Source organism: Allomuricauda sp. MMSF_3307, assembly GCF_030733585.1.
Lineage (GTDB): Bacteria > Bacteroidota > Bacteroidia > Flavobacteriales > Flavobacteriaceae > Flagellimonas.
In genome coordinates, this window is the sequence record NZ_JASHIQ010000002.1 from 190,656 (window position 1) to 217,500 (window position 26,845).

Below are 26,845 nucleotides of genomic sequence, written 5' to 3' on the forward strand. Positions count from 1 at the left end.
TGAATTTTGCCCAAAAGTAGGATTTTTAACGGAAGTGGCACACATCCTTTAGAAAGCTTTGGCAATTGTATCCCAAAGGGCTACAGCTTTCAGAGTTTTATTTTCCCCTTTTGAGGGCTAGGGTGATTTGACCGCAATGATAGCTGTTGTGGTACAGGATATGTCCGAACAACTTGATTCTGGAAATTGGTCCAAAAAATGGAGTTTCAATGGTTTCCATCCACTCCTCCTCGGAAAGGTTTTCCACCAAATCCTTTAGTATTTGGTAACCGTCTTCCACCAATTTCTTGCTTTCTTCCCAATGGTAGGTTTTCCCTGTATCCTGTTCCCCCATAGTGGTATTTTGAACTGAAGTAGGAATACCGAAAAACTGACTGGTCAAGTGCATGATTTCTCCTATGTGGCGATAGATGAAGCCCACGGAAGCGGTATCGTCGTTCAATCGTAAGGTACTGTTCTTTTGGTCGATTTCCTTTAACGTGTAACTGCACGTTTTTATATTTTGATCCAATAAATCCTTAAGGATGTGTTTGGTCATATAAATTATTGGTTTAAGTAAGCAGAGTACATCCAAATTAATTTTTCTTGCTCCCGGATGTAATCGCTCATCAGCGCATTAGTGCCCTCATCACTTGAATCTCCCGACATTTCCAAAAGCTCCCTCTCAAGTGGCAGCAGTACTTCGTATCCATTCAAAATTTCTTGAATCGCTTTGTTGCCATCGGATACGTTCTTGGCCGCTTTAATCTTGGATATTTTGGAATAATCGGCATAGGTGTGCAAGGGAACAAACCCCAAGGTCAGAATCCGCTCTGCGATTTCATCGATTTTGATTAATGAATCGTTGTACAGTTCCTCAAACTTTATATGAAGCTCAAAAAACTTTTCGCCTTTAATGTTCCAATGAAAACCACGGGCATTCATGTAAAACAGTTGATAGTTGGCCAAAAGTTCATTGAGTTTATTGGCCAGTTCATTTGACGCTTGTTTGTCCAGTCCAATTCTGTTGAGATGATGTGTCATGTCTTGCTAATTTTGATTTTAATCAAAAATAACCCTGTTCTTTCTAAGCTACAGTGACCCTAGTCACATAACTTTAGGGTGCCAGTCATTTAGTTTTCATCAAACTGATGGCAAAACCACCACCTTCAGCCATTGGAATGGTCAATGAGGTCCCTTTGCTAATGTCAACATCCTCAATGGTAATGGCCGTTGGATTGTTTCGGTAATGCGCATCTGCTGCATCTTTATAAAGGGTGGCCTTGTAGGTTACACCATCTTCCAGAAAATCAAAATTGAGGGTAACCTCTCTGGCGTTTTCATCGGTAATCCCACCAACGAACCAGTTGCCTGTTTCCCGCTCTTTTCGAGCAATAGTGACGTAATCGCCCACCTCGCCATTTAGTACATGGGTTTCGTCCCAATCTACGCCCACATCCCTGATAAACTGGAAAGCAGGCTGGTTTTCATAATTTTCCGGTAGGTCGCAGGCCATCTGCACAGGGCTGTAGATGACCACATAAAGTGCCAACTGCTGCGCAATAGTGGTACTGACCCTATTATTTTCCTTGCCGGGAATTTCAATATCAAAAACACCGGGTGTAAAATCTATTGGACCGGCCAACATTCGTGTAAAGGCAACAATGGGTAAGTGTTCGGGGGGATTTCCACCATCGGCCGACCATGCGTTGAATTCCTGACCGCGAAGTCCTTCCCTGGCAATGGCGTTGGGATAAGTTCTTCGGATTCCTGTGGCTTTGATGGGTTCATGGGCGTTGATGGCCACCTTGTACCCTGCAGCTGTTTCCAGCACTTTTCGGTAATGGTTCACCATCCATTGGCCATGGTGGTATTCTCCTTTGGGAATAATTTCGCCCACATATCCAGTTTTGACCGAACTCATGTCGTATTTTTTCATCAGTTGGAAAGCCGTATCCAATTGTTGTTCGTAAGTCCGCGGTGCAGCGGAGGTCTCGTGGTGCATGATGATTTCCACTCCCTTTTCCTTGGCGTAGCGGTTCAATTCTTCCAAATCGTAATCGGGGTAGGGGGTCACAAAATCAAAAACGCCTTCACGGTCCTCAAAACCTATCCAATGTTCCCATCCGGTATTCCAACCTTCGACCAACACTCCTTTGATATTGTTTTTGGCTGCAAAATCGATATATCTTTTGGTGTTTTCGGTGGTCGCGCCATGCTTCCCCGTGGGTTTTAAATCTTGGGTGAAGGTGTTCATGTCCTGCGAACCGGCATAGTCCCAAGTGGATTGGCCCACATGCATTTCCCACCAGATGCCCACATATTTTTTGGGTTCGAACCAGCTCATGTTCCCAAGTTTATTGGGTTCGTTCAAATTGACAATCAATTTGGATTCGATGAGTTCACTGGCCTTGTCCGCAATCTGGATGCTTCGCCACGGTGTTTTAAAGGGAAGTTCCCGTTTTACTTTGTATCCCAATCGGTCGGAACCCACCAATTCACTGGTCAACAGTAAAGACTCCGTATCCACTTTCAAGGTCATTCCGGCATAGTCCGTAAGGTTGGCTTCATGAAAGCTCAAGTGAAGTCCATCTTCGCCCCGCATGGTCACAGGAGTGTTCACGGCATTCTCGGGAATGTAGGTTGCGGCAAGGTCGGCATTGTTCCTTTTGGATAGGGCATCGATTTCCGAGACTTTGGTGGTGTTGTAGAGGTGTTCGTAAATATCCCAGTCACCGGGAATCCACCAGGTAGTATAGTCTTCGGTCAGTTGGAATTCGGTATTCTCGTCCATGATGATGATACTGTCTCTATCCTGTTGGGGAAGAAACTCGTACCGAAATCCGATACCGTCGTCATAAGCCCTGAAATAGATATTGAATTGACGGTTGGGGGCTGCTGATTCCTCCAAGGTAACGACCATCCCGTTGTAGTGGTTCACCACCTCCCTTTGTTCGCCCCAAGGCATTTCCCAAGTTTCGTTTACGGTATTTTGGGTGGAGCTGACCAGGTTTAACCCTGATTTTAAAGGCTCTTGGTCCTTAAAATCGAATCCCATGGCTGAGGAGTCGATTACGGTTTTTTCACCGTGACGCACCAAATAATAGGGTGTTCCATCTTCGGAAAGATGAAAATGGATGGCGTTGTTACCGCTAGGTGATGTTACGTTTAAGGTGGCAGGTTCCTTAGTGCAGGAAACCATGGTTCCCATCAAAAAAAGAAGTGTCCAGATTTTATTCATAGTACAGTTTTTTATCGATACAATTGGCGAAATAGGGTTGTTACCCAAACTCAATCGGACAAAAAAGATACTGAAAAATGAACAAAAAACCGAAGCCTATCGGTGGATGGTCTGGAGCCTGTCCGGACCTACGGATACAATTTTAATGGGTACGTTCAACTGTTGTTCCAAAAAGGCGATATAGTCGTTCAAATTGGCGGGCAAGTCTTCCGATTTTGACATTTTCGTCAAATCCTGCGACCATCCTTTCATTTCCTTGTAGATGGGCGTTACGTATTCCTCTTCAATATTGTAAGGTAAATGTTGGATTTCTTCCCCTTTGTATTTGTAGGCAGTACACACTTTAATGGTTTCAAAACCACTGAGCACATCGGCTTTCATCATCATCAGCTCTGTCACCCCGTTGATTTGTACGGCATATTTGAGTGCGACCAAATCCAACCAGCCACAGCGGCGTGGTCTTCCTGTGGTGGCTCCAAATTCGTTGCCCACTTTGGCCATGGTGGCCCCATCTTCATCAAAAAGTTCGGTTGGGAAAGGTCCGCTGCCCACACGCGTAGTGTAAGCCTTGAAGATGCCCAAAACCCGCTTAATATTGTTCGGTGCTACGCCCAGACCGGTACATGCACCTGCGGCTGTAGTGTTGGAAGAAGTTACATAAGGATAGGTGCCAAAGTCGATATCCAATAGGGAACCTTGAGCTCCTTCGGCCAAGATTTTTTTGCCTTCGGCCTGCGCTTTGAAGATGTATTCCTCACTATCGATAAAGGTGAGTTTTTTCAGGGTTTCCACTCCTTCGCAGAACTCGGCCTCCAACTCTTCCAAGTTGTATTCAATATCCACATCGTAAAAATCGATCATAGCCTCGTGCTTATTGGCAAGGGCTCGGTATTTGGTCTTCCAATCGTCAAATTCCAAATCCCCGACACGCATTCCGTTTCGGCCTGTTTTGTCCATATAGGTGGGGCCAATACCCTTTAGGGTAGACCCAATTTTGGCCTTTCCTTTGGAAGCTTCGGAGGCGGCATCCAACAAACGGTGGGTTGGCAGGATCAAATGTGCCTTTCGGGAAATCAGCAATTTGGATTCAATATCAATATTGAACTTTTCCAGATTATCCAGCTCTTTTTTGAAGATGACCGGGTCGATTACCACTCCGTTCCCGACGACATTCATGGCATTTTTATGGAATATTCCTGAGGGGATAGTGTGCAATACGTGTTTTATGCCATCAAATTCCAGCGTATGGCCTGCGTTTGGGCCTCCTTGAAATCTGCCGATAATATCGTATTCCTTGGTCAGTACATCAACAATTTTTCCTTTTCCTTCGTCTCCCCATTGGAGTCCAAGCAATAAATCTACCATGTAATGTTTGGGTTATTCAGTTAGGTTTTTTTCTTTGTTTCGTGTTCCGTAGAAGTATAAAGAGTGATTGTTGATTTTTATATCAAACACCTCTTCGATTGTTTTTTTGATGGATTGGATGCGAGGATCACAAAATTCCACCACCTCGCCAGTGTCCGTAAGGATAACATGATCATGCTGGCGATCAAAATAGGATTTTTCGTATTGCGCCTGATTTTTACCAAATTGATGTTTACGGACCAGTTTGCTCTCCAATAAAAGCTCGATGGTATTGTACAGTGTAGCTCGACTCACCCTGTAGTTTTTGGTCTTCATTTTAATGTAAAGGGATTCCACATCAAAATGGTCGTCACTATCGTAAATTTCCTGTAAAATGGCGTAGCGTTCAGGGGTCTTGCGGTGTCCTTTTTCCTCAAGATAGGCCGTGAACACGTTTTTTACAATTTCCTGATTTTTATTGTTTCCCATGGCTTTCTACCTATGCTAATGCACAAAGGTACAGTTAAAAATTAAATTCTGGTCACTTTATCGATTCCTTCGACTTGCTTTAAATTGTTCATCAGCCTTTTAAGGATGTTGTTGTTTTTCACGACCAAAGTGATTTTTCCTTTGAATGTACCGCCATCTGCGCTAAAGTTAAGGTTGCGCATATTCACGTGCATGTTTTCCGAAATGATCTTGGTGATGTCCTTTACCAATCCCATATTGTCGATACCGGTAAGTTGTATATCCACCGAAAATTCCTCTTGTGATGAATCTATCCATTTGGCACTGATAATTCGATATGCATAGTTGGATTGCAGCGAAATGGCATTGGGACAGTTTTTTTTGTGCACTTTGATCCCATCGTTGACACTTACAAAACCGAATACATCATCCCCGGGAATAGGGTTGCAGCATTGCGCCAATTTATAGTTGAGCCTTTCTTCTTCCTTGCCAAACACGAGCAAGTCGTATTTGGTGGTAATCTCGTTCTTGTCAACATCTTTAGGTACAGGGGTTTTTCGAATCCTGTTTTTAAAGAAATTGATGAACGCATTGTGATAGGATGAGGCAAAATCCTTTAACTTCTCATTGTCGATAACGCCGATACCCACGCGGTAAAACAGGTCCAAACTGGTCTTTAATTTGAAAAAGGTCACCAATTTGTTGACGGTATCCTCGTTCAAATTGATTTTTTGGGCCTTGAGCTTGCGGCGCAAGATTTCCTTGCCTTCTTCGGCCACTTCTTTCTTCTCTTCGCTCAGGGACGATTTGATCTTGGATCGTGCCCTTGCCGTTTCGGCATAATCCAACCAGCTTTGTGAAGGTTTGGCGCTATCGGAAGTGATGATTTCCACTTGGTCCCCACTCCTCAATTTTGTTCCCAGGGGAACCAATTTCCCGTTGACCTTGGCTCCACGGGTCTTCATACCGATTTCTGTATGAATGTTAAAGGCAAAATCGAGGGCCGTAGACCCTTTGGGCATTGATTTTAGGTCTCCTTTAGGAGTGAATACAAATATTTCCTTTGCGTATAGGTTCAGTTTGAATTCCTCCACAAAATCCACCGCATTGCCATTGGCGGTTTCCAGAGCTTCCTGCAGTTTGTTCAACCATTCCTCTATACCTTGTTCCTTTTGGTTCCCATGCTTGTACTTAAAATGGGCGGCATATCCTTTTTCAGCAATCTCGTGCATACGCTCACTTCGTATCTGAACTTCCACCCATTTCCCTTTGGGCCCCATTACGGTGATGTGGAGTGCCTCGTAGCCCGTGGATTTGGGAGAGGTGATCCAATCGCGCAAACGGATGGGGTTGGGGGTAAAGTGGTCCGTAACAATGGAATAGATTTTCCAAGCAAGGAATTTCTCGTTCTTACGGTCGGACTTATAGATGATCCGGATGGCAAACTTGTCGTAGACTTCATCAAAAGTGACATTTTGGGCCTTCATTTTCCTTCTGATGGAGAAAATGGACTTCATGCGCCCTTTGATGTAATAGTTGAGTCCCTCCCGGTCCAATGAGGTACGGATTACATTGGAAAAGTCCTCGATATAGGACAGACTTTCTTCTTCCGTATCCTCAATTTTGGCAAGTATGTCGTGATAGACCTCTGGCTCCGTATATTTTAGGGAGAGATCCTCTAGATGCGTTTTGATGTTGTACAGACCAATACGGTGGGCCAGAGGAGCGTAAATGTACAAGGTCTCCGATGCAATTTTCACCTGCTTGTGCTCGGGCATGGAGTCCATGGTGAGCATGTTATGGTAACGATCTGCAATCTTAATGATGATGACCCGTACATCATCATGGAGCGTGAGCAGCATTTTTCTAAAATTCTCCGCTTGCTGACTGATGTCCTTATCCTTCTTGAGGTGGGCTATTTTGGTGAGTCCGTCAACAATTCGAGCCACTGTTTCCCCGAACATTCGTTCAATATCCGATAGGGTGTAGGGAGTGTCCTCAACTACATCGTGCAGTAGGGCGGAAGCAATGGATACAGCATCCAGCCCGATTTCCGAAGCAACGATCTTGGCAACGGCAATGGGATGAAAAATATAGGCTTCGCCCGATTTGCGACGCTGGTCCTTATGGGCATCCACGGCCACATCAAAGGCTGACCGAATCAACTTCTTGTCCTCATCCGTCAACGTTTGGTAGCTTATGCGGAGCAATTCTTTGTACTGCTTCGCAATCTCCTTGTTCTCTTTTTCAATAGCAGCCTCTGTCATAGTATATTAAATTTACTACAATCTTATTATCTAAACAACAAAATCTATGCCTTAAGGTTTCGGATGCGCTCTACCAAGGGCGGATGGGAGTAGTGCACAAAAACATAAGCGGGGTGGGGCGTGAGGTTGCTCAAGCTCTTTTTGGACAACTTCTTTAAGGAAGATACCAACGGTTGCGAAGCAAAGGTAGTCTTCGCGAAGTCATCAGCCTGAAATTCAAATTTTCTCGACACATAGTTCATGAGCAATCCCGTAAGTTCCGATATGGGACTGTACAACAATGCAAACCCTACCAATGCGGCATGGAAACTAGGAGTGGATACCCCAATGGCCAATGAGATTTCGGGATGGTTGATGAACAATGATAGAATGTAAAGGGTAAGTCCTGTCGTCAATAAGGAGACAATCAGGTTGACAATGATGTGGTTACGTTTGTAGTGTCCGACCTCGTGCGCCAAAACGGCTACAATTTCATCCTCGCTCAAATCTTGGATCAGGGTATCGAACAAGGTAATGCGTTTTTCTTTTCCGAAACCAGAAAAATAGGCATTCGCTTTAGTGGAGCGCTTGGAACCATCGATAACAAAGATATTTTGAAGTTCAAAACCCACTTTTTGGGCGTAGTTTTCTATGGAACTTTTAAGGCTTCCGTCTTCCAAGGGCGTTTGTTTATTGAACAGGGGCACGATCAATCGACTGTAAAACAAATTGATGAACAGGATGAAAATACCAACGGCTATCCACGCATAGATCCAAAAATAAGGTCCTGTGGATTGATAAAACAACATGAACAATGTCAAAATACCGCCTCCAAGAATAACCGTGAGGATGCCTCCTTTTAGTTTATCCGAGAAAAAGGTGGATGGACTGGTTTTGTTGAACCCATATTCCTCTTCGATCACAAATGTTCTGTAATAGGAAAACGGTAGGCCCAAAAGAGCACTTCCCAGCATAATGATCCCGAAGAAAATCAATGCCATGGGAATCGGGTCTTCGGTGATGGAACGTGTAAATTGATCTACCCACTCGAAACCTCCAAAAACCAGAAAGCAGATGGTCAAGATCAAGGAAAAACCATCAGAAATTACCCCGAACTTGTAATTGGTCCGTTTGTATTGTTGGGATTTTTGATATTCAGATTCATCAAAAACATCGGCCAGTTCAGGAGGTACGGTCGATTTGAAACGCTTGGCGTTCAGGTACTCCAAATACTGGTGAGCCAGATATTGGACCACAAGGATGGCCAGGATGACATAAAAGAGCAAGTTTTTTTCCATAGCTTAAAATCCGCGCTGGCGCTTCGCCTCAAATATAAGTATTGCAGCGGATACCGAAACATTCATGGAGTCTATTTCTCCTTGCATCGGTATAATGATGTTTTGGTCGGAATTTTGAAGCCATTTTTCGGTCAATCCAGTAGCCTCGGTACCCATCACTAGGGCCGAAGCGGCTTTAAAATCACAGTCCACATAATTTTTGGAAGCGGTTAAGGCAGCACAGTAAATTTTGATTTGGTTGGTTTGTAAAAAAGCAATGATCTCGTCCGTGGTTCCTACGCCAATTTGGTTGGTAAACAGACAACCCACGCTGGAACGGATAATGTTTGGACTATACAGGTCGGATTTGGGATTTGCAATCAAAACGGCATCTACGGCAGCCGCATCGGCAGTTCGCAGCAGGGCGCCAATATTGCCCGGCTTTTCGGGAGCTTCGGCAACCAACACCAAAGGTGATGTACTGGAAAAGGAAATGTGCTCCAATCCATGATCTTTGGATTCCATGATGCCCAGAAGGCCTTCCGTAGTGGCCCGATGTGCGATTTTGCCGTAAACACTTTCGGAAACCTGTACCATTTCTGGGTTTGATTGGGCAGTAAATGCCCCAATGGAAACGGAACCCATAATTTCTGGGCAAAAAAGAAGGGTTTGCAATCGGTAACCTCCTTTTAGGGCCAATTCAATTTCACGCTGACCTTCCACAACAAAAAGCCCATTCTTTCTGCGTTCGCGGGATTTCTCCTTGAGCAGTAGGATTTTTTTAATCAACGGATTTTGGGCACTACTGATTACTTTGGCTTCCATAGGCATGGTAAAAATAGCCATTCCTGTAATTATTGAAAGGGGTTTTCGACCAAGTGTTAAAACCTAGACCATGAACAAATTAACTGTTTTTTTGTTTTTGTTGGGCCTTGTTGCCTGCAAACAAGAAGCTAAAAACGAAACAAACGAAGCTCCGGTAACCGAGGTTCAGGAGAGCATGAAAAGTGAAACTGTTTATCCCGATGCACTCGCAAAGGTGTTTGAGGCGCATGGTGGCTTGACACAGTGGAAAGCACAACGCACAATGTCCTACGTGATTCCCAAGCCTAATATGCCCGAAACCCATACCATTGACCTTTGGTCCAGAAAGGACAGAATCGATACCGAACAATTTTCCATGGGTTTTGATGGGGAACAGGCTTGGCTCATGAATGGCAGTGGAAAGTACGAAGGTGATGTGGGCTTTTATCATAATTTGATGTTCTACTTTTATGCCATGCCCTTTGTGTTGGCCGATGACGGCATTGTCTATTCCGCCGCGCCCGATTTGGAATATGAAGGAAAGAAATACCCTGGAATCCAAATAGCCTATGAATCTGGAGTAGGGGCATCGTCCAAGGACGAATATTTTATTCATTTTGATCCAGACACCCATCAAATGGCTTGGTTGGGGTACACGGTGACGTACCGCTCAGGAGAAAGCTCCGACAACGTGAAATGGATCAATTATGGTGATTGGCAAGAGGTTAATGGCTTAATGCTGCCAAAGACCATCACCTGGCACAAGTACAAGGGAAGAACTATATTGGAACCTGTTAATTCCGTGACCTTTGAGGAGGTTACACTTGATGGTAAATCAAAACCTGATGCGTTTTATGCCAAACCTGAAGCAGGGGAGTATGTATCCATCCAAATGAATTAAAAGGGAACATGAAAAAAAAGGCTATCTAAAAAGTCAGTTTTTGTCAACCTGAACTTGTTTCAGGTTCTCATAATGATTTGTTTATCAGTATGGTGAGATTCTGAAATGAATTCAGAATGACGTGTTTCAATACTTTTCAGACAGCCTCTCTTCTATTTCCGAGACCTATTGGCCCTCCTGTTGTCTTTCATATTTGCCCATGTACCGTTTCCAAAGTTCGGTCTGGTGGGTTTCCAACGAAATGTCCCTGCCATCAATATAGGCCTTGGAGAGTTTGTTGGTGCGCATGTCCAAAGCATCTCCTTCGGAGATGAACAAAGTGGCGCTTTTCCCTTCTTCCAAGGTTCCGTACATATCGTCAATACCCAAAATTTTTGCGGTATTGCCCGTAATCAATTGTAAAGCGGTTTCTTTGTCCAATCCCTGCGCCACGGTCTGTCCTGCGTAAAACGCCATGTTTCGGGTTTGGAAATTGGCCATATCCTCATTCTGAATGGCCACCAATAATCCGGCATCCACCAATAACTTGGGTAATTTATAGGTCAAATCGTAATCATCATCATCAAACTCGGGCAAAGAGTGGGTTACGTTAACCAAAACTGGAATGTTGTGTTCCTTTAGGAATCCAGCGATTTTATTGGCGCGGTAACCGCCCACGATGACCACATTTTTCACGCCCATGTTCTTGGCTAGCGTAACGGCATCGGTCATTTCCTTTTCGCCATCGGCATGGATGTAGAGACGCTGGGACCCATCAAAAAGTCCTTGCATGGCCGCAAAGGGCAAATTTTTATCACCCGCTCCGGTTTTTCCGTAGGCGATGGAATTCTGGAAAAACATTTTAATATCATCCATTTCCTTGGCATACTCCTTATTAGGAATAAACCCTCTTTCCTCACCGGCCCACCAACGACCCCTTCTAAAGAAATTGGGCCAGTTCATGTGAATACCATCATCTGTTTTTAAAGCTGCATCCTCCCAGTTCCACGCATCAAACTGTACAATACTGGAGGTTCCCGAAATGGTGCCACCCTGAGGAGTGATTTGTCCTATGAGAACACCATTGGGACGCATACTTTCCACTACTTTCGATTCTGCATTGTAAGCAATCAAACTACGAACATGGGGAATCATTTCCCCGATTTCGTCCTGATCGTCACTAGCTCTCACCGCGTCAACCTCTACCAATCCCAATGATTTGGAGGGTGCGATAAATCCTGGATACACGTGTTTGCCTTCGGCATTGATCGTGGTGCCTTCTGTGGGCGCCGTTAAACCGGCACCGATGGCGGTAATCTTTCCATCATTAAAAATGATGGTACAATTCTCTATGACCTCTCCGTTACCAATATGGGCCGTTGCACCAATAATGGCAACTTGCTCCGATTGAGGTGGGGCAGGGGTCTGCTGTGCGTTCAATGTGACCCCAAAAACTAATGTTATGATTAAGATTATTTTTTTCATGTCTTATTTTTTAAAGGGTGTCACATTCAAATCGTTCTTTCTTGCTCTGAACCGGAGTTCGGGAGTCACCTCCCTTTTTGTTCTCGTTCAGCATCATGCCAATCAGCTTATTTCGCTCTTTTTTGACCGACTCCCTCATCATTTTATCTTTTTCCAAGTCAAAATAAACCGCTCCTTCCACCAAGGTTTTTTCGGCTTTGGCGTAAATCGAAAGTGGATGGTCCGTCCAAAGTACCACATCGGCATCCTTGCCTTCTTCGATGCTACCTACGCGGTCATCCAAATGCAACAACTTGGCTGGGTTCAAAGTGACTGTTTTCCAAGCTTCAATTTCTGACATGCCACCATATTTTACCGTTTTGGCGGCTTCTTGGTTCAACCTTCTCGACATCTCGGCGTCATCACTGTTGATGGCCACGGTCACCCCTTGACTTGTCATGATGGCTGCGTTGTATGGAATGGCGTCGTTTACTTCGTATTTGTAGGCCCACCAGTCGCTAAAGGTTCCCCCTCCAACACCGTGTTCGGCCATTTTATCGGCTACTTTGTAGCCTTCCAAGATGTGGGTGAACGTGTTGACGCGGAAGCCAAATTTTTCAGCCACCTTCATCATCATGTTGATTTCACTTTGTACGTAGGAGTGGCAAGAAATGAAACGTTCCCCATTCAAAATTTCCGCCAAGGTTTCCATCTCCTCATCGTAGCGGTAGGGTTGTCCACTCTTTTTCAACTCATCGTATTCTTTGGCGCGTTGGAAGTAATCCGTGTAGACCTGCTCCACACCCATTCTGGTCTGTGGGAAACGGGAATAACTGCCCCAGTTGGATTGCTTTACGTTCTCGCCCAAGGCAAACTTGATGAACTTGGGTGAGTTTTCGAAAATCAATCCTTCGGCATTTTCGCCCCACTTAAATCGTAAAATGGCTGATTGTCCTCCAATCGGGTTGGCGGAACCGTGCAATAATTGGGCTGTGGTCACACCACCGGCCAAGTTGCGGTAAATGTCCATGTCCTTGGGGTCTACCACATCCTCCATATGCACTTCGGCGGATGAGTTTTGACCGCCCTCGTTGATGGAAAGGGCCGCGATATGCGTATGCTCGTCAATGATTCCTGCGGTTAGGTGCTTGCCCGTTGCATCCACAACAGTAGCGCCACCAGCACGAAGGTCTTTGCCTATTTTGGCAATCTTTCCTTTTTTGATGAGGACATCCGTATTTTCCAAAATGCTTTCACCGGTCCAAACCGTAGCGTTCTTGAAGAGCATATCCTCCTGCTTTGGCTTGGTCTTGTATCCATAGCCCACATTCGGATAGGTTAGTGCGATAAGCTCTGGCTTTTCGGCTTGCTTTTCATCTTTGGCCTTCTCCTCGAACCCAGCGGTCTGAGTCAAAGTTGCCGATGTTTCGTCGCCATTCGGCAGCACTACATTTCCTTTAATGGTCTTAGTGTTTGGCATTACTTGGGCCACCATTCGGTAAGAACCCACATTGTCCTCGCTAAAGGAAATGTTCAGCCAATCAGCGGAATAATCTATCTTGGAATCTACGGTTGTATCTCCTTTTTTGATTTCTGCCTTTGGCTTACTGGCATCTCCGGTCAAGGAAACTTTGTAGGTGGTGCCGTTGACAGCAAGGTCATAATCACCGCGAATGTCGATTACGTCCATGCTTTCTATAATATTTTTGGTGCCCTGTACCCAGTTTTCGTAGAGGGTGGTTCCTTTGTCAAATAGGTCACCTGAAGTAATCAAGAAGTTGGCTTGGCTTCCTGCTTGAAGGGTGCCTATTTCGTTCGATTTCCCTAAAATTTGTGCGGGAACAGTCGTCAAGGCTTCCAAAGCTTTGGTTTTGGAAAGTCCGTAAGTAATGGCCTTCATGATTTTTTCTTTCAAATCCTTTGGTGATTTCAGGCCATGAAGGGTTATGGAGAACTCCACGCCATTGTCTGCCAACACTTTTGGGTTTGATGGCGCCAAGTTCCAATGTCTCATGTCTTTCAAAGCAATGTATTTTGCTTCGTAAGGGTTGGATACATCAAAGGCATCCGGGAAATTGAGCGGCAAGATCAGTTTGGCATTGGTTGCCTTAATGTCATCGATGCGCTCATATTCATCGCCTCCGGCCAAAATGGTATACTGAATCCCGAAAAGGTCGCCGATTTTATCGGCTCGCAACACATTGCCATTGTCACCAGCGGCATAAATTTGGGTGAGGCCTTGGTTGGCGATCAATGCTTCCAAGGAACGGTCCTTGGTATCTACATTGCCTTTGCTGTACCAGTCCATGTCGTAATACACCTGGCGCATAAGGGCCATGGCACCCATTAGGGAACTTGGGTAGGACTGACGTGAGGCCCTACTTTTTTCAAAAGAGAAATATTGTGCCGACCTATCGGAAAGTATGCGTTGTGCTTCGGAAGCTTCATCGTTCAAAGCAACCAATAGTCCGGTTCCTCTGGCGATACCGTCCTCGATATGGGCATTGATAGCACCAAATCCCGCATTTCTGAGCTCTTTGGCCGCTTTGGCATCATACGAAAAGTTATTGATGGCATCATTCTCTGGCATAATATGGTCGTTCCAGTAAAAGCCCTCTCTCGATGGCTCATATTGTGCAGACCTACCGCCTCCTCTGGCCTCTTCGGGAAGTTTTACCCCAAAGCCTGAGTAAATATCGATAAATGATGGGTAGATGGATTTTCCGCTAAGGTCCTCCACGACCGCATTCTTGGGAATGTTCACGGATTTCCCCACTTGTACCACTTTGCCATTTTGAATGAGCAGCGTACCCTTGTCGATGACCTGGGTAGGGGTTACATAGATCTTGGCATTGGTGAATGCCATGTAATTGTTGTTTTTCTTTGCTTTGACACCGTCGTTTATCGGAAAGTAATCCTGTGCCAACAAAGAAACACTGCCCATGAAGAAAAGCAGCGCTAAAAGTTTAAGTTTCATAGGGTTTAAATTGAATTAGTCGCACTAAATATAACCTAACTTAGAGGACTCTACAAGTTTGAAAGGTGACCCATCTGCTGTTTTCGGTGGTTGATCATGAGTCCTACGACGCCATTGTAACTTTTGATGCCTTCTTTTTGGTTGTTCACCTTTAAAAATGTGTTGAACACGGATTTAAAGATAGGTTCCATTGGATTCTCATATTTTTCCCAAAAATCGCGTAATTCATTAAAATTTTCTTTGACCCCCATGTTGATGGTGGCCACTATCTCATTGTACCGCTCCTCATCTTTGTAAAATAGGTCCGTTAAGCAATACCCCAAAGCATGGTTATAGGCGGAATACTTAAAATATGAATCGTCACTTTCCGAAGCCACCAAAAAACCGATAAAATTGGTTGCTCCTTCCGCAGAATAACCCAATTGGTGTCCCACTTCGTGACAACTCACCGTTGGTAATCTGAACTTGGGCGTAATCCCGTTCACTTGGGCTTCGTTCGTAAAGGGGTTCAGGTATCCCCCATAGCCCATAAAAGTTAGGGGTACGCTATAAATGGATGATTTTAAGCTGTGATACTCAAACCCGAAATCTGGGTATTGCTTTGCAAAGTTGTCGTAGGCCTCTTCCGTTTTGGTAAATATTTCCGATTTGGAATAGGGGATATGTACTGGCGAAATGGTATCTCCAGTAATTTCATGTTGATATTGATTGGTTTGGGTTACGATATACCGAGTAAACTCCACCAGCTCGTCAACCGTATATTCCTGCTCTATCCCAAGTTTCCAAGTGATGGGTTGTCTATGATAGTTCATGCCCCAAAGTAGGTGGAATGCAAAAAACACAAGGGAAAGCACTACGACAATATCCTTTAAGAAAAGTAGCGGCTTCTTTGTGATGGTTTTCCAGTTTTTATAAACAAACCGGATGGCCAAGATACCAAGCGCGGTGTAGATGATATCCCCCATCGAAAACGGAATCCAACCAAATACAATTCTCAAAAAGCTTGAAATGTAAAGGTATAGACCATTGCTATAATAATCTTCCACAAATTGGGGATTACTCCCTATCCATTGGACCAATACGACTTGAATCGGGAGTGCGATGGCAATGATGGTCTTGGTTTTTTGTCGCATGGAACAAGAAAGGCAAATTTGTTAGGGCAATAAAAAAGCCGCACGAAAAGTACGGCTTTTTGTGTGATGTTGTAGTGTCGTTATTCTTGGATTCCAACAATTTCTACGTCAAAAACCAAGGTAGAACCTCCTGGAATGGGGCCGTAGTCGTTTTCTCCATATCCCAAATGTGGTGGAATGAACAAACGTACTTTGTCTCCGACCTTCATGGTCAACAACCCTTCACGGAAACCAGCGGCTAGCTGTGCATCTGGGCTGTAGGACATAGGGAATGGTCGGTAACCGCCCTGATCTCTTCTGCCCGGATTCAATTGATTGAATTTTTCCGCAACCTCTTGAATGTTACTATCGAACAGCTCACCATTGAACAACCAACCGGCGTAGTTTACCATTACCATTTGTCCCACTTTGGGCTCTTCGCCTTCACCTTCCTTCAAACTTAGAATGCGAAGTCCGCTTGAAGTTTCTTCTGCCTCGTTGATTTGTTCGTTGAACTGAGCTACCAAATCTTCCTTCATTTTTTTAAAGGCTTCCTCTTCCGCCTTGGCCTCCTCAAAGTAGTCGCTCATGATTTTAACGGCATCAAATTGTCTTGCCTCTTTGCCGTTGCGAACAATTTCCACGTGGTTCATTACCACATCGGTGGCGGGCTTGTCGCGCTGACCGGTTTTTACATTGGCAATGGAATCGACCACATCCATTCCTGCTACCACTTCCCCGAAAACGGTGTGCTTGCCATCCAACCACGGGGTAGCTTTATGGGTGATAAAGAATTGGCTGCTGTTGGTTTTAGGACCTCTGTTGGCCATGGATAGGATTCCTTTTTTGGAGTGGCGCAAGGAATCGTTGAATTCATCCTTAAACGTATAGCCAATATTGCCACTACCTGAACCTGTTGGGTCACCACCTTGAATCATAAAATCTTTGATGACCCGGTGGAAAATAATACCGTCATAGAATTTTTTATCCTTGTATTCATCGCTTACAAAAGGATTCTTGCCCTCGGCCAAGGATACAAAATTGGCAACGGTGACCGGGGTTTTTTTGTATTCCAATTGGATGATGATGTCCCCTTTGGTCGTCTGGATGTCGGCAAAAATACCGTCGCCCAAATCGGCATATTTGCTCGATTTGCATCCTATGATCACCAGGAGAAATAAGGGTATGATGTAAAATAGTTTTTTCATTTGTTATGGTTTTAGTTTAAACTGTCGTTATCTATGATTATGGTGTGTAATTCTACGGATGATTTTAAAGGTGTTTTGGGGCCAATGGCCTTGTTGTCCCCTTGATAGCCGTAGGCGAGGGGAGAGGGGAACAAAAATGTGGCTTTTTCATTGATTTTAAGCAGTTTCACCGCATTTTGAAGCCCAGGGAACAATTGCTGCTTGTCGATTACATGGGATTTCGGTCCGATTTCCTCAGCCGTGTAGATGGTATCGTTGCCCAAGGTCATCAAATTATAGGAAAACAAGATTTGGTCGCCTGTTTTTAATTGATAAGTGGCCGTATCGTTTTTGGTTTCATAAAAGTACCAAAAGCCATTGGAACTGGAAAGGTATTCGTGTACGGTATCCTGCTCCATAATGTTGCGGATGGCCTTTTCTTCTTCGGCCAACAACTTTTTGGTGCGTTCTATGGATTCCTTGTAAAAACTGCCCGATTTGACTTCTACGGGTCTTCTTGGCTCCGGTCCTCCACAGCCTATCACTAATACCATCAACAGCAACGCGGTACAATACCTCATGGATTCAATTTGTTTTTATAGGATTTCAAGATTTCATTGAAACGGGCTATGGTCTCTTCCATGCCAAGCTCACTTCTTCCGCCAGCGGCATTGTTGTGTCCGCCCCCGTTAAAGTGCGCACGGGCAAATTCGTTAACGGAAAAGTCACCGACGGAGCGCAACGAGATCTTGATAATGCCTTCTTCACGATGTTCAATAAAAATCAACGCGAAAATAATGCCCTCCAAAGTTAGTCCATAATTTACGAACCCTTCGGTATCCCCTTTTTTAAAGTCATATTGGTCCAGCTCATCCTGTGTCAGGGTGATGTATGCCGTCCGGTATTCGGGCAAAATAACCATATTGCTCAGTGCAACGCCCAACAAATGCAATCGGGATGGAGAGTTGGTATCAAAAACCTCCCGGTGGATTTCCATATTGTCCGCTCCCTTGTCAATCAGTTCAGCTACAACGCGGTGTGTTTTGCTGGAGGTGGAACGATATTTAAAAGACCCTGTGTCCGTCATAATGCCCGTATATAAATTGGTAGCGATATCGGCATCAATTTGGTCTGTTTCTCCCAAAAAATCGATAAAGTTGTACACCATCTCGCAGGTAGAGCTCATGGTTACATCGGAATAGGTCACCTTTGCATAGTCGCTGGGTTGCTGGTGATGGTCGATCATAATAAAATCGGCCTTGGCTTCTTGCAGTATGCTTTCCATCTGTCCTACGCGGGACAAATCGTTAAAATCCAAGGTAAAAATTACAGTCGCCGTATCAATCACTTCCTTTGCCTTTGGATTTTCCCGCTCAAAATTGATAACGGAATCGTTGCCGGGCATCCACTTGAGGAATTTAGGGTAGTCGTTGGGAGCAATTACCGCCACGGTATGTCCCTTTTTGCTCAAAAAGCCGTGGAGTGCCAAACAAGAGCCCATGGCATCCCCATCGGGGTTTCTGTGAGGGATGATGGCAATCTTTTGGGGCTTGGAAAGAATGGACTTTACTGTAGTGATATCCGCTGAATTCATGCGGCCAAATATACAATAATATAATATAGAGGTAACTTGGTTTATCCGTATTTTTGGTTCGGAAAAAATACATCATGAAACAATTTTACACCTTGCTGGCAGCAGTACTTCTGCTATCCGCCTGCAAACAAAAAACCGAAAAACAAGAAGCGACCCAAGTAAAGACAGCCCCCGATTTTGTGGTAGCTTTTGGCTCTTGTAACATGTCGCAGGAACCCAACCTGTTTTGGGACGATATTGTGGCACAACAACCCGATGTTTGGATTTGGGGCGGAGATATCGTTTATGCCGATACCGATGACGTGGAACGACTAAAGGCTATTTATGCCATGCAGGATACGGTTGCAGGCTATGCGGAATTGAAAAAGGAAGTGCCGGTGATTGGAACTTGGGACGACCATGATTTTGGAGTGAACGATGGAGGGGCCGATTTTGCCATTAAGGCCGAGAGCCAGCAAGTGTTTTTGGACTTTATGGATGTTCCTGCGGACAGTGAACGGAGGAATCAAGAAGGGGTATATGCTTCCCATGAGTACGAGCTGCCCTCTGGAAAAGTGAAAATTATAGTGCTGGATACCCGATATTTTAGAAGTGATCTCATCAAAAGTGATGATGCCCAAAGGCGTTATGAACCCACCATGGACTCCACAGCTACCATTTTGGGAGCAAAACAATGGCAATGGTTGGAGAATGAACTGAACCAATCTGAAGCCGATTTCAATTTGATTATGTCCAGTATTCAAGTGCTGTCAGGAGAACATGGGTTTGAGACCTGGGGCAACTTCCCCTTGGAAGTTAAAAAACTGGAAAGTCTGATTGCCCAATCAGGGGCTAAGGGTGTGGTACTTTTGTCGGGTGACCGACACATTTCGGAATTCTCCAAGACCGATATTGCGGGTCTTTCGTATCCATTGATCGACTTTACCAGCAGCGGACTTACCCATTCCTATTCCAGCTTTAGTGGGGAGCCGAACCAACATCGGGTAGGTGAGGTGGTGTCAGACAAAAGCTATGGAATCATTAACCTCTACATACAGGATAAAGCGGCGGAATTTAGGATGATGGGTGATAATGGAGAGGTGCTGCAAGAGTTAAAACAACGCTATTGAGCCTTGTACCTTGGTCGAAAAAGCGTAAGTTTGCGCAAAATTTAAAAAATGACTGGAAATAGAACATTTACCATGATTAAGCCTGATGCCGTTGAAAACGGGTACATTGGCGCAATTTTGGATAAAATTACGGCTGCTGGATTTAAGATTGTGGCCATGAAGTACACACAGTTGAGCAAGAGGGATGCCGAAATATTCTATGCCATCCACAAAGAGCGTCCGTTTTTTGGTGAATTGGTGGAGTTTATGACCAGAGGTCCCATTGTAGCAGCCATCTTGGAAAAAGACAATGCCGTGGATGATTTCCGTGCACTGATCGGTGCCACCAATCCAGCTGAGGCTGCCGAGGGCACCATCAGAAAATTGTATGCTGCCAGCATTGGTGAAAATGCAGTACACGGTTCCGATAGCGATGAAAACGCAGCTATCGAAGGTGCTTTCCACTTCTCTGGAAGGGAAATCTACTAATCGATACTCAACATATTTTTTAAGAGAGCCACCTATCCAGGTGGCTTTTTTTTGGTAGTTATTTAGGAATCCAAAAGAGTTAAATCTAGAAAAAAACCATTACTGGCAAGCGGATTCAGTTTGATGAACAACGTTGGATTTCTCGTCGCTTCGCTCACTCGAAACGACTCAGGGTTCTTATTGTCATTTCGAACGTAGGTGAGAAATCTACATTGTCATTCTGTACGGAAGCTGAGCGTAGTCGAAGCACAATGCTGAATCTATGTTAAGGATGAGATGCTGAATCGAGTTCAGCATGACGTTTTTTTGTCATTTCGAACGTAAGTGAGAAATCTACATTGTCATTCCGTGCGGAAACTGAGCCTAGTCAAAGCATAACACTGAATTTATATTGAAGATGAGATGCTAAATCGAGTTCAGCATGACGCATTTTACCGTAACACCAGTTTTTTCACCAATTCCTTGCCCAACTCTTCATTGATCATTTTAATGATCTTGGATTTGCCCAAACTCAATTCCTCTCGTAGCACAGAAGACGATAAAGACACATATAAGGTTTCATTCTTCAACTCCACACTGGTGGTGTAGTTGTTTACCCCGTTTCCCATGAGGCTCGACCAGGCATCACGTGCATTTACCCTGTCCATGCCCTTTTGCAGCTTGTTTTCCTGTATAAACTCGCTCAAAGCTTCGCTTAACGGGATATGTGAACTGTGTCTTTTGGCCATTATTGCGGAATTTTTATGGGTTCAAAACGATTATATCGGTAGGTCACCCCTTCGTCGTTGACCACAGAAAAAGATAGGGAGTCGAGCTGTACCAATTTTTCTTCCCATTCGCTCAACGGGGTTGAATACCGTAGCAGGATGCTGCCATTGGTGGTGGCAGTAGAAAGGCTTTCCACATCTTTTGACGTGTCATAAGTGCCATCAAATCGGGGCTTTAGTTTTTTTCGGAATCCCTTTCCATCCTCTATTTGAATAAAATCGATAGTAGGATTGATGCCATATTCCTTGATGGCTCCGTTGGGGAATTCTACTTCCGAAATTTCCCAATACCCATTCAAATAATGCAAATCATCTGGGTTCACGGACGGATTACCACAACGCCACAACATCAAAATAACCAAAATGAAAAGGATTCTTCGCATGATGCTACAAGGTAAAAATTTTATAACTCTGATGGATGTTCTTGACCACATTTTCGGTACGGTCGGCATGGGTATCGCTAATAAAGATCTGACCAAAGTTTTCATCCTTTACCAATCCCACGATATGGGACACCCGATTTTCATCCAGTTTGTCAAAAATATCATCCAACAGTAATATGGGAGTGGTATCCGCCAGTTGCTTGATGAAATGAAACTGAGCGAGTTTTAAGGCAATCAAAAATGATTTTTGCTGGCCTTGGCTGCCAAATTTTTTGATGGGATGGCCTGCAATCGTAAAGCTAAGGTCGTCCTTGTGCACCCCCACCGATGTGTATTGAAGGGCACGGTCTTTCTCAATATTTTTTTCCAATAGGTCCAAAAGGGAATCATCCGTCAATTGGCTATCATAGGTGAGGTCGATTTGCTCGTCCTTCTCCGAAATGTTGTGGTATTGTTCCTTGAAAATAGGCAAGAAAGCTTCAATAAAAGCTACCCTCTTTTCGTGGATGGCCGTTCCTAAGGTTTGCATTTGCTCATTGTAAATGCTCAAGGTGTCCTTATCAAACGTTCGATTGGCGGCAAAATATTTGAGCAGGGAATTCCGCTGCGAAACTACCTTGTTGTATTTGATGAGGTTGTGTAGATACACCTTATCCGATTGGGAAATGACCCCATCCATAAACTTTCTGCGGGTCTCGCTGCCCTCTAAAATCAGGTCACGGTCCGAAGGGGAAATGATGACCAATGGCAAAAAGCCGATGTGTTCCGAAAACTTTTCATAGGGTTTTCCATTCCGTTTGATCACTTTTTTAGTCCCTTTTTTAAAGGAGCATAATATTTTTTCGGTCCGTCCTTGTTTCTCAAACTCCCCTTCAACCACAAAAAAATCGGTATCGTGTTTTATGTTTTGCGTAGAGACGGGATTAAAGTAGCTCTTGCCAAAGCACAAGTGGTAAATGGAGTCCAAAACATTGGTCTTGCCCACCCCGTTATCGCCCACCAAACAGTTGATTACCGGGTCGAATTCCAAGGTCTTGGAATCAAAATTCTTGTAATTGACTAAGGATAAATGTCTTAAAAACATAAAAACCGTGAGAAACAAATTTGGGGTTAAAAGGTGGCCCATCAAAAACGGGAATCCAAAAATAACGAATAAATTAGCTTTTGGTTTTGGATAAAAACTTTATTTTTGCGCGACCAATTAAATGACGGATGGCAACATACAAGAAGAGAGGCTTTAAGCCAAAAAATAAGGAAGAGGAAGCTCAGCTAGAGGAACACGATAGTACTACGGCCGAAGTATTCAATACGTTGGACGAAAGTGCTTCCAAGACCGAAGCATGGGTTCAAAAGAACCAAAACTACATTTTGGGCGTTATCGGAGTGGTAGCTATCGGTGTTTTGGCCTATTTGGGTTACCATCAATTCATCCAAAATCCGAAAGAGGCTTCCGCTGCAAACGAACTTTTTTATCCTCAACAATATTTTGATCAGGCTTTGGCCAGTGAGACCCAGAGGGACTCGTTGTTCACCTTGGCATTGAACGGTGCGCAGGGAAAATACGGTTTCTTGGACATTATGGAGGAATACAGCGGTACCAAAGCGGCCAACTTGGCCAAGTACTCGGCTGGGATGACCTACCTGAATTTGAAACAGTACGATTTGGCCATTGAGCATTTGGAAAGTTTCTCATCCGATGACGATATCATGGGAGCCATGGCAAAGGGAGGCATTGGTGATGCATTTTCCCAATTGAACCAGCCCGAAGATGCCTTGGATTACTACGAGAAGGCCATTGCGCATAGCGACAACGAATTTACCGCCCCACGATTCTTGTACAAGGCAGGAGTAGTTGCCTTGGACTTGAACGAAAAAGCAAAGGCATTGGAATTTTTTGAAAGGATTAAGGAAGAATATCCAGATTCACAGGAAGCCAATGGTGTTGACGCCCTTATTGGATTGGCGCAAAACTAAAAGATGGCCACAGAGAACAAAAACTTATCCGTTTACGATAAAAGCAAAATCCCAAACGCGAAGGACCTTCGGTTTGGGATTGTTGTTTCTGAATGGAACGGTGAGATAACCGAGGCGCTGGCCCAAGGAGCCAAAGAGGCACTTTTGGACTGCGGGGCGCTGCCTGAACATATTCTGCGATGGAATGTGCCCGGTAGCTTTGAACTGACATTTGGATGCAAGAAAATGATCCAAACGGAAAAGCTGGACGCCGTTGTTGCCATAGGTAGTGTAATCCGCGGCGAAACCAGTCACTTTGATTTTGTTTGCAGTGCCACCGCACAAGGCATTAAGGATTTGAACGTGGCTTACGATGTTCCCGTAATTTTTTGCGTGTTGACCGACGACAACATTGAGCAGTCAAGAGCGAGAAGTGGCGGCAAACACGGCAACAAGGGTACCGAAGCGGCTATTGTGGCCATTCAAATGGCAGTTTTGGGCAGATAACCCTTTCAAGGGAAAAGCTAAGACCAAAAAATACAACAGCTCCATATTCAAATTACCCCAAAAGCAAGAGCTACTTTGTATAGTATCTATTCTCACCTCTTGATTCTTGCCTCTTGCACATGAACTTATTCCCTGTTAACATTTTTTGGGAGGATGGTCCGACCCTTTTTTTCTATTTTGAGTACCTTTGAGGTTGTAGCGATAAGGAAACCATGCGAAACCCTTTAAAACTTAGAAAAAACAAGAGCTTCGATTACTCCCCGAGATATTATAAGGGAGAGGGGAATCCTTATAAAATAGAACACAAGCTTGATAAATTCAGGACTACAGCACATGCCAACAAAGGCCTTAAAAACAAGGTCACCTCTGCAATGGACGATTTGCAGACCGAAGGGGACAAAAACCTAAAGCTGCGTTTTTGGATCATTGTGGCCGTGTTGGTATTGGTATTCCTGTTTATCATCGATTTTGACCTTTCAATATTCCTAAATCCATAATGGCGGATATTATTAAACTTTTACCGGACCATGTCGCTAACCAGATAGCCGCAGGGGAAGTGGTCCAACGACCTGCTTCCGTGGTAAAGGAACTGTTGGAAAACGCCATTGATGCCGGGTCCACCGCGATTAAATTGATCATTAAGGACGGTGGTAAAACGCTTATTCAAGTAGTGGACAATGGCGTGGGCATGAGTGAAACGGATGCTCGACTTTCCTTTGAACGTCACGCCACCTCCAAAATATCATCCGCCCAAGATTTGTTCAATTTGCAAACCAAGGGGTTTCGAGGAGAGGCATTGGCATCCATTGCCGCCATTGCGCATGTGGATATGCAGACTCGTACGGCAGACACCGAAGTGGGCACCCACATCAAAATTGAGGGCAGCAAAATTGTGTCCCAAGATGTAGTGGCCACTCCTCAAGGCACCTCCATATCGGTCAAAAATTTATTTTTTAATATTCCTGCCCGGCGTAATTTTTTAAAGTCGGACCAAGTGGAACTTCGCCATATTACCGATGAGTTCCATCGCGTAGCCCTAGTACATCCGAATATCGAATTTCACTTTTATAACAACGGTTCGGAAATATTCAATCTGCCCATAGCTAAGCACCGTCAACGTATTGCGCACATTTTTGGCAGTAAAATGGATGGCCGGTTGGTTCCCGTAAACGAGGAGACCGAAGTGGTCACCATTTCTGGCTTTATCTGCAAACCGGAGTTTGCCAAAAAGAGTAGGGGAGAGCAATTTTTCTTTGCCAATAACCGGTTTATTAAAAGTCCCTATCTGCATCACGCCGTGGTGGCCGCTTTCGAGGGTTTGATCAAATCCGATGTGTATCCTGGATATTTTTTGTTTCTTGAGGTTGATCCATCATCCATTGACATCAACATCCATCCTACTAAAACGGAGGTAAAGTTTGATGATGAAAACACACTATATGCCATTTTAAGGTCTACCATCAAGCATAGCTTGGGGCAATTTAATGTGGCCCCAGTTTTGGATTTTGACCACGACCCCAATTTGGATACGCCCTATTCCTATAAAGAAAAGGGAGCCGTGCTTCCAAAAGTGACGGTGGATGCCAGTTTCAATCCGTTTGAGGACACTACGGCAAAAAGGAGACCTTCTGGAGGTGGTTTTCAAAAACAGAGTAGCAAGGGCTGGGAAAATCTCTACGAGGGCCTCGGCCAACAAAGTGATGCTGACGGTTTCAGCAGTGTGGTGATCGAATCGGAAAATGACACACAAGGTACGTTGTATTCCGAAGAAAGTGTTGAGGAACATTTGGCCAGTACCTTTCAGCTACGAAGAAAATATGTGGTGAGCACCGTGAAGTCAGGAATGTTGGTGATACACCAAAATAGGGCCCACGAGCGCATTTTGTTCGAAAAGTTTCTGGGCGAGATTACCGTAAAGGAAGGTGTGAGCCAACAACTATTGTTTCCGTTGGAACTGACCTTTAGCAAGCAGGAATTGACCATTTTGAAGGAAATTGAAGAGAGCCTGACAAATATTGGCTTTGCTTTTGAAAGTTTGGAAGAGGAGACTGTAAAAGTGACAGGCGTTCCCATGATGGTTCCAGAGAGCGGGATTGGCACGGTATTGGATCGTTTGATTTCGGATTATAGGGAAGGCTTTGCCGATGGCTCCATTTCGCAGGCTGAAATGTTGGCCAAGGCCCTGAGCAGAAATTTGGCCGTTCGCACGGGAGATGTGTTGGATCAAGAGTCCCAATTGACTTTGGTGAACAATCTTTTTGCTTGCAAGGAACCTACGTTGAGCCCTTTTCAAAAAATAACATATACCATTATCTCCGAAGGAGATATTGATAAAAAATTCAACTAGATGGGTAGAATGACCGAGGCAGTAAAACATTTGTTGATCATTAACGTGATCCTGTTTTTTGCCACACAATTATACGGGGACCAAATGTACCAATGGCTATCGTTATGGTTTCCAAAAAATCCGAATTTTGAGTGGTGGCAGGTCGTTACCCACATGTTTATGCATGGTAACCTGATGCATATTCTCTTCAATATGTACGCACTGTGGGCCTTTGGGACACCATTGGAGCGAATGTGGGGCAAGAACAAATTTTTGTTTTTCTATTTTTCCGCAGGATTGGGCTCTGCTGCATTGCATACAGGGGTGAACTACTTTTTGTTCAACGAGGGAATGAGTGCCTTGGAAGCAGCTGGAATTGCGCGGACCCAGGTATTGGATATCATTGCCAACGGACAATACAGTCCAGGGTGGTACGATATTGTGGGCAAGAGCACTGTGGATAGTATGTTGATGGCCTTCAATACCCCAGCGGTAGGCGCTTCCGGTGCCATTTATGGTATATTGGTAGCCTTCGCCTTTATGTATTCCGAAGCTAAATTGATGCTGATATTTTTACCTGTCCCGATCAAAGCAAAGTATTTTGTACCTATTTTGATTGCCGTAGATTTGATTTTCGGTATAGGAAATGTAAATACCGGGGTGGCACATTTTGCCCATATTGGCGGAGCATTGATAGGATTTATTATGATGTGGTACTGGAAAAAGAACCAGTTCAACAATAATCGATGGGATTAATTT

General features: G+C 44.4%; 25 protein-coding genes. 8 read left to right on the forward strand and 17 right to left on the reverse strand.

Annotated elements, in window-relative coordinates; genetic code table 11:
- Nucleotides 1-97 precede the first annotated feature (97 nt).
- The 8 genes from RBB12_RS05280 to RBB12_RS05315 form a co-directional block, all read right to left on the reverse strand.
- On the reverse strand, nt 98-538 hold the full coding sequence (locus RBB12_RS05280; RefSeq protein ID WP_306013321.1) for a DinB family protein: 441 nt from the start codon (nt 536-538) through the stop codon (nt 98-100).
- 5 nt (nt 539-543) lie between these two features.
- Nucleotides 544-1,023, reverse strand: a complete 480-nt coding sequence (locus RBB12_RS05285) for a Dps family protein (RefSeq protein ID WP_179384156.1) — start codon at nt 1,021-1,023, stop codon at nt 544-546.
- 85 nt (nt 1,024-1,108) lie between these two features.
- On the reverse strand, nt 1,109-3,220 hold the full coding sequence (locus tag RBB12_RS05290; protein ID WP_306013320.1) for a glycoside hydrolase family 97 protein: 2,112 nt from the start codon (nt 3,218-3,220) through the stop codon (nt 1,109-1,111).
- Between the two features lie 96 nt (nt 3,221-3,316).
- The gene (locus tag RBB12_RS05295; RefSeq protein ID WP_306013319.1) at nt 3,317-4,585 is read right to left on the reverse strand and encodes an adenylosuccinate synthase; all 1,269 of its coding nucleotides are present in this window, start codon (nt 4,583-4,585) and stop codon (nt 3,317-3,319) included.
- A gap of 12 nt (nt 4,586-4,597) precedes the next feature.
- Complete coding sequence (locus tag RBB12_RS05300) at nt 4,598-5,053, reverse strand: Fur family transcriptional regulator (RefSeq protein WP_179384153.1); 456 nt, start codon at nt 5,051-5,053, stop codon at nt 4,598-4,600.
- Between the two features lie 41 nt (nt 5,054-5,094).
- The gene (locus RBB12_RS05305; protein ID WP_306013318.1) at nt 5,095-7,299 is read right to left on the reverse strand and encodes a bifunctional (p)ppGpp synthetase/guanosine-3',5'-bis(diphosphate) 3'-pyrophosphohydrolase; all 2,205 of its coding nucleotides are present in this window, start codon (nt 7,297-7,299) and stop codon (nt 5,095-5,097) included.
- A gap of 44 nt (nt 7,300-7,343) precedes the next feature.
- Complete coding sequence (locus RBB12_RS05310) at nt 7,344-8,576, reverse strand: M48 family metallopeptidase (protein WP_293284613.1); 1,233 nt, start codon at nt 8,574-8,576, stop codon at nt 7,344-7,346.
- A 3-nt stretch (nt 8,577-8,579) separates the two neighbouring features.
- On the reverse strand, nt 8,580-9,401 hold the full coding sequence (locus tag RBB12_RS05315; RefSeq protein ID WP_306013317.1) for an RNA methyltransferase: 822 nt from the start codon (nt 9,399-9,401) through the stop codon (nt 8,580-8,582).
- 49 nt (nt 9,402-9,450) lie between these two features.
- Between RBB12_RS05315 and RBB12_RS05320 the strand changes: the two genes are divergently transcribed.
- The gene (locus RBB12_RS05320; protein WP_306013316.1) at nt 9,451-10,260 is read left to right on the forward strand and encodes a DUF6503 family protein; all 810 of its coding nucleotides are present in this window, start codon (nt 9,451-9,453) and stop codon (nt 10,258-10,260) included.
- Between the two features lie 165 nt (nt 10,261-10,425).
- On the opposite strand, the gene RBB12_RS05325 is transcribed toward RBB12_RS05320, so the two are convergent.
- From RBB12_RS05325 to RBB12_RS05350, 6 genes are all read right to left on the reverse strand, one after another.
- The gene (locus tag RBB12_RS05325) at nt 10,426-11,724 is read right to left on the reverse strand and encodes an amidohydrolase family protein (protein WP_306013315.1); all 1,299 of its coding nucleotides are present in this window, start codon (nt 11,722-11,724) and stop codon (nt 10,426-10,428) included.
- A 10-nt stretch (nt 11,725-11,734) separates the two neighbouring features.
- The gene (locus RBB12_RS05330; RefSeq protein WP_306013314.1) at nt 11,735-14,680 is read right to left on the reverse strand and encodes an amidohydrolase family protein; all 2,946 of its coding nucleotides are present in this window, start codon (nt 14,678-14,680) and stop codon (nt 11,735-11,737) included.
- A gap of 50 nt (nt 14,681-14,730) precedes the next feature.
- A complete protein-coding gene (locus RBB12_RS05335; protein WP_306013313.1) occupies nt 14,731-15,813 on the reverse strand; it encodes a DUF3810 domain-containing protein in 1,083 nt (360 codons plus the stop codon).
- 80 nt (nt 15,814-15,893) lie between these two features.
- Nucleotides 15,894-17,000: a peptidylprolyl isomerase gene (locus RBB12_RS05340; RefSeq protein ID WP_179384145.1), complete on the reverse strand. Its 1,107-nt coding sequence runs from the start codon at nt 16,998-17,000 to the stop codon at nt 15,894-15,896.
- Between the two features lie 11 nt (nt 17,001-17,011).
- Entirely contained in the window at nt 17,012-17,560 is a 549-nt protein-coding gene (gene gldI, locus RBB12_RS05345) for a gliding motility-associated peptidyl-prolyl isomerase GldI (RefSeq protein ID WP_306013312.1), read from the reverse strand.
- Nucleotides 17,557-18,573: a DHH family phosphoesterase gene (locus RBB12_RS05350; RefSeq protein WP_306013311.1), complete on the reverse strand. Its 1,017-nt coding sequence runs from the start codon at nt 18,571-18,573 to the stop codon at nt 17,557-17,559. Before RBB12_RS05350 ends, gldI begins: the two co-directional genes overlap by 4 nt.
- Before the next feature lie 74 nt (nt 18,574-18,647).
- Here RBB12_RS05350 and RBB12_RS05355 point away from each other — a divergent pair, with 74 nt between their 5' ends.
- Together RBB12_RS05355 and RBB12_RS05360 are read left to right on the forward strand one after the other, a co-directional pair.
- Nucleotides 18,648-19,682, forward strand: a complete 1,035-nt coding sequence (locus RBB12_RS05355) for an alkaline phosphatase D family protein (protein ID WP_306013310.1) — start codon at nt 18,648-18,650, stop codon at nt 19,680-19,682.
- Nucleotides 19,683-19,730: 48 nt separating this feature from the next.
- Entirely contained in the window at nt 19,731-20,150 is a 420-nt protein-coding gene (locus tag RBB12_RS05360; RefSeq protein ID WP_179384141.1) for a nucleoside-diphosphate kinase, read from the forward strand.
- Between the two features lie 431 nt (nt 20,151-20,581).
- Here RBB12_RS05360 and RBB12_RS05365 read toward each other — a convergent pair whose 3' ends face one another.
- The 3 genes from RBB12_RS05365 to recF are packed head-to-tail and all read right to left on the reverse strand — an operon-like array spanning nt 20,582 to nt 22,384.
- Nucleotides 20,582-20,878, reverse strand: a complete 297-nt coding sequence (locus tag RBB12_RS05365) for a DUF721 domain-containing protein (protein WP_293284633.1) — start codon at nt 20,876-20,878, stop codon at nt 20,582-20,584.
- Complete coding sequence (locus RBB12_RS05370) at nt 20,878-21,300, reverse strand: hypothetical protein (protein ID WP_306013309.1); 423 nt, start codon at nt 21,298-21,300, stop codon at nt 20,878-20,880. The genes RBB12_RS05365 and RBB12_RS05370 overlap by 1 nt, the downstream gene beginning before the upstream one ends.
- A 4-nt stretch (nt 21,301-21,304) precedes the next feature.
- Nucleotides 21,305-22,384, reverse strand: a complete 1,080-nt coding sequence (recF, locus tag RBB12_RS05375; RefSeq protein WP_306013308.1) for a DNA replication/repair protein RecF — start codon at nt 22,382-22,384, stop codon at nt 21,305-21,307.
- Between the two features lie 128 nt (nt 22,385-22,512).
- Between recF and RBB12_RS05380 the strand changes: the two genes are divergently transcribed.
- The 5 genes from RBB12_RS05380 to RBB12_RS05400 all read left to right on the forward strand — a co-directional run bounded on the left by RBB12_RS05380 (nt 22,513) and on the right by RBB12_RS05400 (nt 26,842).
- Entirely contained in the window at nt 22,513-23,274 is a 762-nt protein-coding gene (locus RBB12_RS05380) for a tetratricopeptide repeat protein (RefSeq protein WP_293284639.1), read from the forward strand.
- 3 nt (nt 23,275-23,277) lie between these two features.
- Nucleotides 23,278-23,760, forward strand: a complete 483-nt coding sequence (ribH, locus tag RBB12_RS05385; RefSeq protein ID WP_306013307.1) for a 6,7-dimethyl-8-ribityllumazine synthase — start codon at nt 23,278-23,280, stop codon at nt 23,758-23,760.
- A 212-nt stretch (nt 23,761-23,972) separates the two neighbouring features.
- The gene (locus RBB12_RS05390) at nt 23,973-24,257 is read left to right on the forward strand and encodes a riboflavin synthase subunit beta (RefSeq protein WP_293284643.1); all 285 of its coding nucleotides are present in this window, start codon (nt 23,973-23,975) and stop codon (nt 24,255-24,257) included.
- Nucleotides 24,257-26,107, forward strand: a complete 1,851-nt coding sequence (gene mutL, locus RBB12_RS05395) for a DNA mismatch repair endonuclease MutL (protein ID WP_306013306.1) — start codon at nt 24,257-24,259, stop codon at nt 26,105-26,107. Before RBB12_RS05390 ends, mutL begins: the two co-directional genes overlap by 1 nt.
- A complete protein-coding gene (locus RBB12_RS05400; RefSeq protein WP_179384133.1) occupies nt 26,108-26,842 on the forward strand; it encodes a rhomboid family intramembrane serine protease in 735 nt (244 codons plus the stop codon).
- The last annotated feature ends 3 nt before the right edge of the window (nt 26,843-26,845 follow it).

Coding starts and splice junctions, on each gene's coding strand:
- RBB12_RS05335 (WP_306013313.1), bottom strand. CDS start 15,813: ATGCGACAAAAAACCAAGACCATCATTGCCATCGCACTCCCGATTCAA.
- RBB12_RS05315 (WP_306013317.1), bottom strand. CDS start 9,401: ATGGCTATTTTTACCATGCCTATGGAAGCCAAAGTAATCAGTAGTGCC.
- RBB12_RS05290 (WP_306013320.1), bottom strand. CDS start 3,220: ATGAATAAAATCTGGACACTTCTTTTTTTGATGGGAACCATGGTTTCC.
- mutL (WP_306013306.1), top strand. CDS start 24,257: ATGGCGGATATTATTAAACTTTTACCGGACCATGTCGCTAACCAGATA.
- RBB12_RS05370 (WP_306013309.1), bottom strand. CDS start 21,300: ATGCGAAGAATCCTTTTCATTTTGGTTATTTTGATGTTGTGGCGTTGT.
- RBB12_RS05280 (WP_306013321.1), bottom strand. CDS start 538: ATGACCAAACACATCCTTAAGGATTTATTGGATCAAAATATAAAAACG.
- RBB12_RS05355 (WP_306013310.1), top strand. CDS start 18,648: ATGAAACAATTTTACACCTTGCTGGCAGCAGTACTTCTGCTATCCGCC.
- RBB12_RS05310 (WP_293284613.1), bottom strand. CDS start 8,576: ATGGAAAAAAACTTGCTCTTTTATGTCATCCTGGCCATCCTTGTGGTC.
- RBB12_RS05300 (WP_179384153.1), bottom strand. CDS start 5,053: ATGGGAAACAATAAAAATCAGGAAATTGTAAAAAACGTGTTCACGGCC.
- RBB12_RS05360 (WP_179384141.1), top strand. CDS start 19,731: ATGACTGGAAATAGAACATTTACCATGATTAAGCCTGATGCCGTTGAA.
- RBB12_RS05380 (WP_293284639.1), top strand. CDS start 22,513: ATGGCAACATACAAGAAGAGAGGCTTTAAGCCAAAAAATAAGGAAGAG.
- recF (WP_306013308.1), bottom strand. CDS start 22,384: ATGTTTTTAAGACATTTATCCTTAGTCAATTACAAGAATTTTGATTCC.
- RBB12_RS05400 (WP_179384133.1), top strand. CDS start 26,108: ATGGGTAGAATGACCGAGGCAGTAAAACATTTGTTGATCATTAACGTG.
- RBB12_RS05295 (WP_306013319.1), bottom strand. CDS start 4,585: ATGGTAGATTTATTGCTTGGACTCCAATGGGGAGACGAAGGAAAAGGA.
- RBB12_RS05390 (WP_293284643.1), top strand. CDS start 23,973: ATGCGAAACCCTTTAAAACTTAGAAAAAACAAGAGCTTCGATTACTCC.
- RBB12_RS05340 (WP_179384145.1), bottom strand. CDS start 17,000: ATGAAAAAACTATTTTACATCATACCCTTATTTCTCCTGGTGATCATA.
- RBB12_RS05365 (WP_293284633.1), bottom strand. CDS start 20,878: ATGGCCAAAAGACACAGTTCACATATCCCGTTAAGCGAAGCTTTGAGC.
- gldI (WP_306013312.1), bottom strand. CDS start 17,560: ATGAGGTATTGTACCGCGTTGCTGTTGATGGTATTAGTGATAGGCTGT.
- RBB12_RS05285 (WP_179384156.1), bottom strand. CDS start 1,023: ATGACACATCATCTCAACAGAATTGGACTGGACAAACAAGCGTCAAAT.
- RBB12_RS05325 (WP_306013315.1), bottom strand. CDS start 11,724: ATGAAAAAAATAATCTTAATCATAACATTAGTTTTTGGGGTCACATTG.
- RBB12_RS05330 (WP_306013314.1), bottom strand. CDS start 14,680: ATGAAACTTAAACTTTTAGCGCTGCTTTTCTTCATGGGCAGTGTTTCT.
- RBB12_RS05320 (WP_306013316.1), top strand. CDS start 9,451: ATGAACAAATTAACTGTTTTTTTGTTTTTGTTGGGCCTTGTTGCCTGC.
- RBB12_RS05305 (WP_306013318.1), bottom strand. CDS start 7,299: ATGACAGAGGCTGCTATTGAAAAAGAGAACAAGGAGATTGCGAAGCAG.
- RBB12_RS05350 (WP_306013311.1), bottom strand. CDS start 18,573: ATGAATTCAGCGGATATCACTACAGTAAAGTCCATTCTTTCCAAGCCC.
- ribH (WP_306013307.1), top strand. CDS start 23,278: ATGGCCACAGAGAACAAAAACTTATCCGTTTACGATAAAAGCAAAATC.